This is a genomic window from Nocardia neocaledoniensis (assembly GCF_029868625.1).
Taxonomy (GTDB): domain Bacteria; phylum Actinomycetota; class Actinomycetes; order Mycobacteriales; family Mycobacteriaceae; genus Nocardia; species Nocardia neocaledoniensis_A.
Map to the genome: position 1 here is coordinate 1 of NZ_JARWOJ010000096.1, position 12,129 is coordinate 12,129.

Genomic DNA, 12,129 nt, shown 5'->3' on the forward strand with positions numbered 1-12,129 from the left:
GGCCAGCAGATGCACCGGGACCGGCCAGCCGTCCTCCCCCATCCCCTGGCACGACATCTCCATGCCGCGCACCAGCGTCAGGCCGGGCGGGCGGGGGGGGGGGGGCGCGGCCCCCCCCCCCCCCCGGGGGGGGGGGGGGGCGGGGGGGCGGCCCCCCCCCCCCCCCCCGCCCCCCCGCGCTCAGCTGGGTCCCGGCGCAGTATCGGTGTTTACTGCTCAGGACTGGGCGCGGGCCGCATCGTCGGCGGCCATCGCGTCGCGCAGGCTCTTGGGACGCATATCGGTCCAGTTCTTCTCGACGTATTCGACGCACGCGGCCCGGCTCTCTTCGCCGAACACGACACGCCAACCCGCCGGGACCTCCGCGAACGCGGGCCACAGGGAGTGCTGCTCTTCGTCGTTGACCAGAACGAAGAAGCGGCCGTCCTCGTCGTCGAAGGGGTTGGTGCTCAATTTCACCTCACTGGATACTGGCGCTGTGTACGGGATCGCTCCGAGTGCGTACCCGGGCGTTGTGTCGACACTAGCAAGGCTGACGTTACGCGTTGGTGGTTACCTCAGCCTGAGCTGTCAAGCCGCGAAGAAATCGAGGAGGATCTTGTTGACCGCCTCGGGACGTTCCAGGTAGCCGTAGTGGCCGGTGTCGGGGATCTCCTGGTACCTGGCGCCCGGGATGGCGTCGGCGACCTCCCGCGACAGGTAAGGCGGGATCATTCTGTCATCGGCGAAGCCGATTGCCAAGCACGGCACCGTGATCGCGCGGTAGGCGGCCACCCGGTCGAACTCGTGGTCCATCGCCCGCTGGGCCCGGATTCCGGGGGTGGCGGTGCCGCCGGTGAACTCGAACAGGTCCAGCCAGTCGCGGGCGGCGTTGGTGTCGGCCATGGTCGCGGGTGACAGATTCATCACCGCGGTCAGCGCCGCCTCGAATTTGGGCGGCAGCTTCACGCCCGCGGCGTCGAGGTCCTGCTCACCGGCCGAGAGGGTCTTCTGGAACTGGTCGAGTCTGCCGTGGCCGGCCATGAAGACGGCCTTGCGCACCAGGTCGGGGCGGGCCAGCGCCAGCTCCTGGGCGACCCGCGCGCCCATCGAGGTGCCCGCGACCAGGGCCGGACCCTCGTCGAGGAACTCGATCAGCGCGGCCGTATCGGCGACCAGCTCCTCGATCCGGATGCCGCCCGCACCCTCGTAGGACGGCGCGATGCCCCGGTTGTCGAAGACGCAGACGCGGTACCCGGCCGCGACCAGGGCGGGCACCTGGTGCAGCTCCCATACCCGACCCGGCGACCCGGTGCCCATGATCAACACCACCAGCGGACCGCCGCCCTTGACGTCGGTGCCCTTGGTACGGTCGCCCTTGACCTGATAGTTCAGTGCGATGCCGTTCACCGTGGCCAGTGGCATGAAACAAAACCTCTCTGCGGGGTCGAACTCTCCGATGCCCACGGTAACGGGACCGCCTCGACACTGCACCGGGGTGGGGTGATCGGGTCGGGAGTTCATCGGCCGTGCACCGGCGACCGATAGTATTGACTACTCGCACGCAGAGCGTTTGGAAACCGGGAGGACGTACCACTATGGCCGCCAAGAGCAGCGCCAACGACATCGCCGACGACGAGCTCGAGCCACTGGCCGACGAGACCGCTCGCCAGGCACAGCGCGTCGTCGCGGCGTACGCCGAAGACGCCGACGAGTGCCGGATGCTGCTGTCGATGCTCGGCATCGGCCCCAGCTGACCCTCCCCGACTACCACAACCTCAAAGCGGGACCCTGCGACGCACAAAGGATTGCGTGAGTGGACCAGATGATCGATAAACAGTCCAACGACCGTCCGTCCGAGAACAGCGAGTCCGTCGCGCCCACACCGAGTGGGGCGGGTTCGGGATTCGTGGTCGTCGCCAACCGGCTGCCGGTCGACCTCGAGCGCCTGCCCGACGGGACGACCCGCTGGAAGCGCAGCCCCGGCGGTCTGGTGACCGCGCTGGAGCCGGTCCTGCGCAGCAACAAGGGGGCCTGGGTCGGCTGGGCCGGCGTGCCCGACGTCGAGGTGCAGCCCATCATCGAGGACGGGCTGGAACTGCATCCGGTGCCGCTGACGGCGCAGGAGGTCGAGGACTACTACGAGGGGTTCTCCAACGGCACGCTGTGGCCGCTGTACCACGACGTGATCGTGCGCCCGGTGTACGACCGGGCCTGGTGGGCCGCCTACGTGGAGGTCAACCGGCGCTTCGCCGAGGAGACCGCGAAGGTGGCCGCCGAGGGCGCGACGGTCTGGGTGCAGGACTACCAGCTGCAGCTGGTGCCGAAGATGCTGCGGATGCTGCGCCCCGATCTCACGATCGGTTTCTTCCTGCACATCCCGTTCCCGCCGGTCGAGCTGTTCATGCAGATGCCGTGGCGGACCGAGATCGTCGAGGGCCTGCTCGGCGCCGACCTGATCGGCTTCCACCTACCCGGCGGCGCGCAGAACTTCCTCTATCTGGCCCGCAGGCTGGCCGGTCAGCCCACCTCGCGGGGCACCATCGGCGTGCGGTCCAAGCTGGGTGTCGTGCAGGTCGGCTTCCGCACGGTGCGGGTTGGTGCGTTCCCGATCTCGATCGACTCCGCCGAACTCGACGAGCACTCGCGGCGCCGGTCGGTGCGCGAGCGGGCGGCCAAGATCCGCGCAGAGCTGGGCAATCCGAAGAACATCATGCTCGGCGTCGACCGCCTCGACTACACCAAGGGCATCGACATCCGGCTCAACGCGCTGCAGGAACTCCTGGAGGAGGGCCGGGTCGACCCGGCAGAGACGGTGATGGTGCAGCTGGCCACGCCGAGCCGGGAACGCGTGCAGAGCTACATCAAGATGCGCGGTGACATCGAGCGGCAGGTGGGCCGGATCAACGGCGAGTTCGCCCGCGTCGGCTACCCGGTGGTGCACTACCTGCATCGCCCGATCCCCCGCGACGAGCTGATCGCCTTCTTCGTCGCCGCCGACGCCATGCTGGTGACACCCCTGCGCGACGGCATGAACCTGGTCGCCAAGGAGTACGTGGCCTGCCACAGCGACCTCAACGGCGCCCTGGTGCTGAGCGAGTTCACCGGCGCGGCGGCCGAACTGCGCCAGTCCTACCTGTGCAACCCGCACGACCTGGACAGCGTGAAGGACGCCATCGTCGGCGCGCTCGACGACGACCGTGACACCAAGCGCCGCCGGATGCGCTCGATGCGCCGCCAGGTGCTCACCCACGATGTCGAACGCTGGGCGCGCGCCTTCCTGGATTCGCTCTCACACGGCAACATCGCGGGATCGGCCCTGCTCAGCGAGGACTCCGACGTCTTCGGCGAATCGCGCTGACGGCACACAGCAACCTCACAGCCATGGTCCAGCCATCTCCCAGCGGGGTGGTGGACCATGGCATCCATGAGCGGTGTGCCTGCAGCACCCGAAGCGCGGGTGCTCGTCGTCGACGACGAACCGATGATCGTGGAACTACTGGCGGTGAGTCTGCGCTACCAGGGGTTCGAGGTGGCCACGGCCGCTGACGGCGCCGAGGGCCTCGACCGGGCGCGCGCGTTCCGTCCGCAGGCGCTGATCGTCGACGTGATGATGCCCGGCATGGACGGCTTCGGCCTGCTGCGCCGGTTGCGCGCCGACGGCATCGACGCGCCGGTGCTGTTCCTGACCGCGCGCGACGAGGTCGAGGACAAGATCACCGGCCTCACCCTCGGCGCCGATGACTACGTCACCAAGCCGTTCAGCCTCGAGGAGGTGGTGGCCCGGCTGCGGGTGATCCTGCGCCGTTCCGGTCAGGCCGCCGAAGCCCCCGCGAACACCCGGCTGCGCTTCGCCGACATCGTACTCGACGACGACACCCACGAGGTGTGGAAGGCCGGCGAGCCGGTCGCCCTGTCCCCCACCGAGTTCACGCTGCTGCGGTACTTCATGGTGAACGCGGGCAGCGTGCTCAGCAAGCCGCGCATCCTGGATCACGTGTGGCGCTACGACTTCGGCGGTGAGGTCGGCGTGGTGGAGACCTATGTCTCGTACCTGCGCAAGAAGGTGGACACCGGCGAGCAGCGGCTGATCCACACCCTGCGCGGAGTCGGGTACGTGATGCGGGAACCAGCGAAGCGGTGACATCTCTTCTGCGCGTTCGACTCTCGGCCATCCCGCTCCGGGTGACCTTGGTCGTGACGCTGGTGCTGCTGGCCGGGCTCGGACTGGTCGCCTCGGGTTTCGTGGTCACGAAGGCGATGGAGAACTCGCTGCGCAACCGCACCGATCAGCAACTCACCGACGCCGCGATGGAATGGGAACGCCGGGTGGGCATTCCGGCGCCGCTGCCGACGCCCGCACCGGACACCCAGCCGCCCGGCCGCTACTACGTGCACGCCGTGAGCACGGACGGCACCAGGAACATCACCCTGGACAACGTCTTCGGCACCGACGCCGCGCCCGCGCTGCCCGATCCCCCGGCGCTGGAGCCGGTCACGGTCGGCTCGGTCGGCGCCCCGTCCGAGCTGTGGCGAGTGCTGACGGTGCGCGGTCACCACGCGACGGCGACGGTCGCCTGGCCGCTGGCCGAGAACACCGAGACGCTGCGCAGACTCGTCGTGCTGCTGGTGATCGTGGGCGCCGTCGTGCTGATCGTGCTCGCGGTGGCCGCCTATTTCGTGGTGCGCGGTAGCTTGCGGCCGCTGCGCCGGGTGGAGGCGACCGCCGCCGCCATCGCCGGTGGCGCACTGCACCACCGGATTCCGGTGCGCGGCAACGACACCGAGGTCGACCGGCTCTCACGTTCGCTCAACAGCATGCTCACCCAGATCCAGCAGGCCTTCGCCGCCACCGAGGCCTCCGAGTCGGCGGCGCGCGAATCCGAGGCGCGCATGCGCCGTTTCGTCGCCGACGCCAGCCACGAGCTGCGGACCCCGCTCACCACCATCCGCGGTTTCGCCGAGCTGTACCGGCAGGGCGCGACCGACGATCCGGCGCTGTTCATGCACCGCATCGAGCACGAGGCCCAGCGCATGGGCCTGCTGGTGGAGGACCTGCTGATGCTGGCAAGGCTGGACGCGCAACGCCCCGTCGACCTGCGGCCGGTCGACCTGCTCGCGATCGCGGGCGACGCGGTGCACAGCGCCCGCGCGGTCGAGGCCGCCGCAGGCGAGCACCGGCCCATCACCCTTGACGTCGTGGCGGGCGCGGGCACCCTCGAGATCCTCGGCGACGAGCACCGCCTCCGGCAGATCCTCACCAACCTGCTCAACAACGCCCGCACACACACGCCGGACGGCACGACGATCACCGTCCGGCTCACCCCGGCGGACGACGAGGTGCGGCTGGAGGTCGCCGACACCGGCCCCGGACTGTCGCCGGAGGAATCCGCCCGGATCTTCGAACGGTTCTACCGAGCCGACACCTCCCGCACCCGAAGCAGCGGCGGTACCGGCCTGGGACTCTCCATCGTGGCCGCGCTGGTGGCGGCCCACAACGGCACGGTGGAGGTCACGCCGACACCGGGCGGTGGCGCGACATTCGTGGTCCGGCTCCCCCGGAACGACCGCGGCCCCGGCGGGGGGCGGGGCCGGGGGCCCGGCCCCCACCCCCCCGCGCCCCGCTCACCTCATCACCCGGCCGCACGACCGCCGACCCCTCAGGCCGACTTCCCCGCGACGTAGGCACGGAAGGCCTCGAGGATGTACTCGGCGGTGCCGTCGCCGTGCACGTCGTAGTTCTTGCGGAAGCGCGGGTCGGCGACGTACATCTCGCCGAGACCCAGCAGGTACTCGTCGGTGACGGGCCTGCCCTGGGTGCCGTCGCCGAGCCAGGCGCGGTGCCGTTCGACGATGGCCTGGACGGTCTCGCCCTCGACGGGAAGCCCTGCGGCGTGGGCCTTTCCGAAGTCGGCGGCGATGTCGAGCTGGGCCTGCTTGAAGGCCTGCTTGTCGGCCTCGGTCAGCGAGCGCCACCAGCGGTCGCCGCTCTCGTAGGCCTCCTTGCCCCAGCGTTCGGTCACCTCGTCCTTGTACTGGGTGTGGTCGAAGCCGTCGAAAACCTCTGCGGCCATGAGTGGTTCACCTCTTTCGGTCTTGTGCAACGTGGTCGACACCGACTCGATCTGGCGCGCGATCCGATCCTGTTGCTGCCGTAGCAGTTCCAGGTGGGTTCGCAGTGCGCCCGCGGTGTCCTGTTCACCGGCGAGAACCTCGGCGATCACCGGAAGGCCGAGGCCGAGTTCGCGCAGCAGCAGGATGCGCTGCAGGCGGATCAGGGAGTTCTGGTCGTAATAGCGGTAGCCGTTGGCGCCGATCCGGCTCGGCTCCAGCAGGCCGAGCTGCCCGTAGTGGCGCAGCGTCCGGCTGGTGGTACCCGCCGCCTTCGCGAGGTCCTGGATGGCCCATTCACCCGCCATGACCAGCTCCTTTCTCGTCGGTGAGACCAGTCTGCAAGTTGACGTTACGTCAATGTCAACACCGAACGTCAGAACCCGATCTCGACCTCGACGGTGTCGCGTTCGGTGTACATCCGCCAGTACCGCGCGCCGACTTCGGCGTTGCCGATGCGCGGCAGCACCACCCCGTCGGGGATCAGCTCGGGCCGCGCGTCGACCTGGCGTTGCACCGCGCTGTTCTCGATGAGCGAGCCGATCGCGAGCAGCCCGGCGTAGACGCCGGTCCCGTCGAGCTCGGCGGCCAGCTGCCGCACGTAGGCCCGCTGCGCGCCGAGGGCGACGCCCATATTGGCCAGGTAGGGCTGCAGGGTCCGCTCGGACGCGCCGGAGGAGAACAGCAGCGCGCCGCGACCGCGCGCGATCATCCCGGGTAGGAGTTCGCCGGCGAGCTGGATCGACGAATACACCTTGAGCGCGAACGGCACCTCCAGCGCGGCCCGGTCGACCTCGCGGGTCGACGCGCTGCGGACCGAGATCCCGGCGGCGGCCGCGTGCACCGCGACCTCGATCGGCCCGAGTTTCTCCTCGACCCGCGCGATCACCTCGGTCAGCTGGGCGGGTTCGGTGATGTCGGCCGTGAACGGCTCGGCATCGATCCCGTCCGCCCGCAATGCCGCCACCCGTTCGGCCGCCGCGCCGGCGTCGCGCCCGATCGCGGCCACCCGAAAGCCGTTGCGCCCGAAGGCCCGCGCCGTGCCCGCGCCGAGACCTGGTCCATATCCGAAGATCGCGAGTGTGCTCATCCGGCTACTCCAATAAGTTGAGGGTTGGTTCAAATTATCCGCAACGTAGCACTAACTTGAACCATGGCTCAAGATATTTCGCCGCACCGATTTGTAGGATCGGCGAATGCCCGAGGACAAGCCGCTGCGCAGCGACGCCAAGCGCAATCGCGACGCACTGGTCACGGCGGCCCGCGAGCTCTTCGAGGAACGCGGCCTGGACGCGCCGCTCAAGGACATCGCCGCCCGGGCGGGCGTCGCGATCGGCACCCTGTACAACCGCTTTCCCACCCGCGACGAGCTCATCGCGGCCGCGGTCGACGATCGCCTCGGCGCGGGGACGCGTATCGCCGAGCGGGCGCTGGAGATCGACGATCCGTGGGAGTCGTTCGTCCACCTGGTCGAGGGCATCTGCGCGCTGCACGCCGACGACCGCATCCTCGGCGAACTCGCCCTGCGCAATCCGCCCAGCCCGGCGCTGGAGCGGGCCCGTGTCCACGGCCACGACCTGATGCGCCGGATCGTGGTCCGCGCGCAGAAAGCCGGCGCCCTGCGTGAGGACTGGACGCTCGAGGACATCGCCTTCATCACCTGGTCCCACACCAGCGTCGTAGCCGCGACCGCGAGCGTCGCCCCCGATCTGTGGCGGCGCAATCTCGCCCTCATCCTCGACGGCCTGCGCGCGAAAGCCGCGCACCCCCTGCCCGTTCCGGCCCTCAGCGAGGACCAGTTGATGCAGGTGATGCGCGGCTGAGTTGCTGTCGATCGGCCTTCGTCAGCGCGGTGCGCCCACCATCGCCGGTGGCCGCGATACCGCGGGGGCGGCGGCCACCGGGGCCGGAACCGGCGTCTTCGACGGCATCTGACCGAGCACGGTCCCCGTGAGGGCGATCGCGAGGCCGAGGATCTGCAGCGGAGTGAGCGCCTGGCCGAGCGCGATCCAGCCGATGACGGCCGCCGACATCGGGCTCAGCAGGCCGAGGAAGGCCACCGAAGTGGCTGGTACGCGCGAGATTCCGCGGAACCACAGCCAATAGGCCACCGCGGTGCCGATGATGCCGAGGTACAGATAGGCGCCGATCGCCTGCGCGTCGAGGGCGGGCGGAGCGCCTTCGATCACCACCGCGAGCGGCAGGATGAACAACCCGCCCGCGGTGAGCTGCCAGCCCGTCATGGCCAGCGGCCCGACACCGTCGGGGCGTCCCCATTTCTTGGTCAGCACCGTGCCCGCCGCCATCGAGGCCGCCCCGGCCAGTCCGGCGACGACACCGGCCAGGTCCAGTTCGGCGGAGCCGCGCAGCACCACCAGCGCCACGCCGAGGACGCCGATCACGCCCGCGAGCACCTTGCGCCGGGTCGGCAGCTCGGCGAGCAGGACCGTGGCGAGACCGAGCGCGAACATCGGGGCCACCGCGCCGAGCACCCCGGCGACGCCACCGGGCAGCCGGTACGCGGCGACGAACAGCAGCGGGAAGAAAGCGCCGATATTGAGCACGCCGAGCACCGCGGCCCGGCCGATCCAGGCGCCGCGCGGCAACGTCCTGGTGAGGGCGAGCAGCACGAGCCCGGCGGGCAGTGCGCGGGTGAGCGCGGTGAACAGCGGCCGGTCCGGCGGCAGGAACTCGGTGGTGACCGCGTAGGTGGAGCCCCACACGATGGGGGTGAGGGCGGTGAGTGCGAGGGTGCCCGCGTAACCGGCCGGGCGGGTCGCGATCGTCATGTTCGCTCCTGATTGATAATCTCAACGTTGAAATATCTACTCGCCCTACCGGCTCAACGTCAAGTAGATGAACGTTAAGAGTTTCAATCGAGAGGAAACCGCATGCGGGACGCGATCGACCTGATCACCGAGCACTGGGCGGCCCAGCGACCGGACGTCGACGTGTCACCCATGGCGATCGTCGGCCGGATCACCCGGCTCTCCCGCCTGCTCGATCAGGAACTCAAGCACTTCTTCGCAGCTCACGGCCTGGAATTCTGGGAGTTCGACGTGCTCGCGACGCTGCGCCGCTCCGGCGGCGACACCGGCCTCACCGCGGGCGCGCTGAACCGCGCCGCCATGGTCACCTCGGGTGCGATCACCAATCGCATCGACCGTCTGGCCGCGAAGAACCTCGTCCGCCGCGCCCCCTCCGCCGACGACCGGCGATCGGTCTTCGTCCAGCTCACCGACGAGGGCCGTGCCCTGGTCGACCGCCTCCTGCCACTGCACATGGCGAACGAGCAGCGCCTGCTCGCCGCCCTCGGCAGCGAGGATCGCGCACAACTCGAAGGCCTGCTCCGGGCTCTCGCCGTCGGACTGGACGACACGACGCTCGACTGATCGCAGGTTCCGGAAAGTCCTTTCGCCAGAACCTGTTCGGGTTCCTACGCGACAGGCGCCGGTGGCACCGGAACCTGCTCGGACGGAACACTTTCCGCGGGCACCTGTCCGGCCGGAATCTGATCCGTCGGCGCCTGCCAACCCGGCGCGCTTTGGGCCTGCCCGCCCGGCGTGCCAGGAGCTTGCTCACCCGGCGCCAGGGGCGTTTGACCGCCCGGCGTAACACCCTGCGGCGCAACGCCTTCGGGGCTGTCCGAGTCGGCTGACGCCGACGGTGGCAACTGATCGGCTACGTCCGGAACCAACTGGAGCAGCGTCGAGAAATCGACCACCTGCGCGCCCAGGGTCTTGGTCGCGATGATGACGCCGTTCGTGTACATCCGGTAGGTGCCCGCGCGCTGCGGCAGCAGCATTTCCGGGCCGATGGGCGCGCCGATCGTGCTCTCGGGACCGCCGATGCGGCGGTATTCGGTGTCGATCGCGCTCTCGCCCGCGAGTGCCTCGATGGTCGGGTCGGGCCGCGTCGGCTCGCTGGGAGCCGCGGGCGCCGGGGCGGTTTCGACGAGCTCGTCGGGCGCGGGCCCGACGGCGAAAGTCTCGATGTCGGCGGGACGGCCGCCGTCGGGGGCCGCCGAGTACTCGGTGCGCAGGATGAGCCCGTCGCGCAGGAGTACGGTGCCCGCGGTGGCCGCGACCGCCTCGGTGGTGCGGGCGTCCTCTTTCACCGTCCCCGGATACACCTGGCAGTCGGTGGTGTCGCAGGTCTGCGCGTAGGCGTAGCGGTTCTCGGCGAGCGCGTAGGAACGGGCCGCGATGGCCTGGGCGCGCAGGGCTTCGAACGCGCCCTGGTCGGCCCAGTTCGCCTGCATCTCGGCGGGCAGCAGGCCGGCCAGATAGTCGTCCAGATCGACCTGGTTGACGGTCCGGAACGCGCCGTTCTCGAGCGCGACGCCGAGCGCGCCGCGATAGGCGGTGCCGCCGCACAGCGTGAGGTGTTCGTCGGCGGGCCTGCCCGGCCCGGCGTCGACGGGGTAGACGAACGGGTCGTCGGTCGCGGCCTGCCAGAGCACCTCACCGTCGCAGCCGGAGGTCACCACGACGCTGGCGCCGCCGTCGGGCAGCGGGGTGAGGTGCGCGGCCTCGTTGGGGCCGATCCACCGGCCCGCGACCTGCGCGCCCGCGGCGGCGAAGGTGTCGAGGGTGGCGTCGTCCTGCGCCTGTAATCGGACGCCGATGGTCGTCTGCCCGATCTGCCCGAATTCGGCGCCGGGGTAGTAGTGCCCGAGGATCTCCTCCGCACTCCAGCCCGCACGCGCGTTGTCGAAGGCGCCGACCTGACTCATCCCGCGTCCGTGACCGGCCCCGACGGTGGGCGTGATCTGCCCTGGCAGCACCTGCCACAGCCCGATCGCGCCGGTCAGCGCCAGCGCGGAGCCGCCGACGAGCACCGGCAGCGGCACGGTCCGCAGCATCGGCACGGCGCGGCGCCTGGTGCCGCGGCGGGTGCTGCGGTTGATCTTGAAGTCGGCTCTCATCTTGCGCTCCCACGGTTTCGAGGTTCGACCGGCGGCGCTCGCGTCGGCATGTCGTCGTGTCCGAGCGGGTTCCGAAGGCTACATTCGAGCAATCACATAATCCTCAAGTAGAGGTTGAGATGTGTGACGTATGTTAACTAGTGTGGTGTGTGAGGCGATAGGAAGCAAGCATCACTTGCCGGGAATGCTCCGGATGCCACCAAGGTCTACGAGCTCGACCCTGATTGGAGAAGGCACGTGCGATATCGAAAGCCGAAACGTTCCTACGTGCTCCCGGTGGTCACCACGCTCGCGGTCGCAGCGCCCATCGGCGCGTTCGCACTGAGCGATTCGACCGATTACCGCAGCACCAACGATTCCCAGCTCGCGGCCGTGCCGACCCAGCTGGCAGAGGTCGCGCTGAACTCGGCTCCCGACATCACGATCCCGCTGCGTGAGCTGACCGGCCTCGACCTGCCCGATCTGCACCTGTCCGATCTGCAGATGTTGCCGCTGCCGACCTCGATCCCGGTGCCGCCGGGTCTACCGGTGCCGCCGGGCGTGGCGCTACCCACCGAGATCCCGCTGCCGCCGATTCCGAACAAGTCCCAGCCGACGACGACGGCGACGCCGACTCCACAGAACGGCGCGCCCGCGCAGCAGAACGGCGCGCCGGGGCGCCCACCGGCCCCGAGCACGTCGGTCCAGACCGCCCCGCCGACCCAGCCACCCGCGCCCGCACCGGCCGCGCCGGGACCAGCCGCGCAAGCCCCGGCCCCCGCAGCACCGGCTCCGGCCGACGCCGCGCCCGCCCCGGCACCGGCTCCCGCCGCGCCCGCGCCGACCACCGCGACCCCGACGACCACCGCCCCCGCGGGCGGCCCGGTCGCCCAGAACCGTCCGGCCGGCACGAAATTCATCGCCGACCCGGCCAACCTGGAACCCGGCACCACCCCCGACACTCCCGCCCGTTCCCCCGGCGCGGTCGGCCCCCGCCCGCGGGGGGCGGGGGGGGGGGGGGGGGGGGGGGCGCGGGGGGGGGGCGGGGCGGGCCCCCCGCGGGGGCGCGGCGGCGGGGGGGGGGGCGCGCCGGGCGGCCGGCGGGGGGGGGCCCCCACGACTGGTTCATGGAC

At 70.4% G+C, this 12,129-nt stretch carries 12 protein-coding genes and 2 pseudogenes; 7 read left to right on the top strand and 7 right to left on the bottom strand.

Features of this window, described 5'->3' with window-relative positions; all coding sequences use genetic code 11:
* The 3 genes and pseudogenes from QH270_RS06670 to QH270_RS06680 all read right to left on the bottom strand — a co-directional run.
* Window positions 1-90: pseudogene (locus QH270_RS06670) on the bottom strand (phosphatase); the annotation flags it as partial.
* A 126-nt stretch (window positions 91-216) separates the two neighbouring features.
* On the bottom strand, window positions 217-453 hold the full coding sequence (locus tag QH270_RS06675; RefSeq protein ID WP_022565839.1) for an MbtH family protein: 237 nt from the start codon (window positions 451-453) through the stop codon (window positions 217-219).
* A gap of 117 nt (window positions 454-570) precedes the next feature.
* Window positions 571-1,404: an alpha/beta fold hydrolase gene (locus QH270_RS06680; RefSeq protein WP_110037435.1), complete on the bottom strand. Its 834-nt coding sequence runs from the start codon at window positions 1,402-1,404 to the stop codon at window positions 571-573.
* Between the two features lie 173 nt (window positions 1,405-1,577).
* Here QH270_RS06680 and QH270_RS06685 point away from each other — a divergent pair, with 173 nt between their 5' ends.
* The 4 genes from QH270_RS06685 to QH270_RS06700 all read left to right on the top strand — a co-directional run bounded on the left by QH270_RS06685 (window position 1,578) and on the right by QH270_RS06700 (window position 5,664).
* A complete protein-coding gene (locus QH270_RS06685; protein WP_019044795.1) occupies window positions 1,578-1,736 on the top strand; it encodes a hypothetical protein in 159 nt (52 codons plus the stop codon).
* 68 nt (window positions 1,737-1,804) lie between these two features.
* Window positions 1,805-3,340 (top strand): alpha,alpha-trehalose-phosphate synthase (UDP-forming), encoded by a 1,536-nt coding sequence (locus tag QH270_RS06690; RefSeq protein WP_280339568.1) that lies wholly within the window; start codon window positions 1,805-1,807, stop codon window positions 3,338-3,340.
* Window positions 3,341-3,406: 66 nt separating this feature from the next.
* A complete protein-coding gene (locus QH270_RS06695; RefSeq protein WP_280339556.1) occupies window positions 3,407-4,123 on the top strand; it encodes a response regulator transcription factor in 717 nt (238 codons plus the stop codon).
* A 29-nt stretch (window positions 4,124-4,152) separates the two neighbouring features.
* The gene (locus QH270_RS06700) at window positions 4,153-5,664 is read left to right on the top strand and encodes a sensor histidine kinase (protein ID WP_432420308.1); all 1,512 of its coding nucleotides are present in this window, start codon (window positions 4,153-4,155) and stop codon (window positions 5,662-5,664) included.
* Here the strand turns inward: QH270_RS06700 and QH270_RS06705 are convergent.
* Complete coding sequence (locus QH270_RS06705) at window positions 5,640-6,398, bottom strand: MerR family transcriptional regulator (RefSeq protein ID WP_280339559.1); 759 nt, start codon at window positions 6,396-6,398, stop codon at window positions 5,640-5,642. The two genes, QH270_RS06700 and QH270_RS06705, sit on opposite strands and share 25 nt — an antisense overlap.
* 68 nt (window positions 6,399-6,466) lie before the next feature.
* A complete protein-coding gene (locus QH270_RS06710) occupies window positions 6,467-7,180 on the bottom strand; it encodes an SDR family NAD(P)-dependent oxidoreductase (protein WP_280339560.1) in 714 nt (237 codons plus the stop codon).
* A 106-nt stretch (window positions 7,181-7,286) separates the two neighbouring features.
* On the opposite strand from QH270_RS06710, the gene QH270_RS06715 reads away from it, so the two are divergent.
* The gene (locus tag QH270_RS06715) at window positions 7,287-7,913 is read left to right on the top strand and encodes a TetR/AcrR family transcriptional regulator (RefSeq protein WP_280339562.1); all 627 of its coding nucleotides are present in this window, start codon (window positions 7,287-7,289) and stop codon (window positions 7,911-7,913) included.
* A 21-nt stretch (window positions 7,914-7,934) separates the two neighbouring features.
* On the opposite strand, the gene QH270_RS06720 is transcribed toward QH270_RS06715, so the two are convergent.
* On the bottom strand, window positions 7,935-8,879 hold the full coding sequence (locus QH270_RS06720; RefSeq protein WP_280339563.1) for an EamA family transporter: 945 nt from the start codon (window positions 8,877-8,879) through the stop codon (window positions 7,935-7,937).
* A gap of 102 nt (window positions 8,880-8,981) precedes the next feature.
* Between QH270_RS06720 and QH270_RS06725 the strand changes: the two genes are divergently transcribed.
* Complete coding sequence (locus QH270_RS06725; protein ID WP_280339565.1) at window positions 8,982-9,482, top strand: MarR family winged helix-turn-helix transcriptional regulator; 501 nt, start codon at window positions 8,982-8,984, stop codon at window positions 9,480-9,482.
* Window positions 9,483-9,526: 44 nt separating this feature from the next.
* Here the strand turns inward: QH270_RS06725 and QH270_RS06730 are convergent, their stop codons facing one another.
* Entirely contained in the window at window positions 9,527-11,017 is a 1,491-nt protein-coding gene (locus tag QH270_RS06730) for a SpoIID/LytB domain-containing protein (protein ID WP_280339567.1), read from the bottom strand.
* Between the two features lie 237 nt (window positions 11,018-11,254).
* Between QH270_RS06730 and QH270_RS06735 the strand changes: the two are divergent.
* A pseudogene (locus QH270_RS06735) lies at window positions 11,255-12,129 on the top strand (hypothetical protein); the annotation flags it as partial.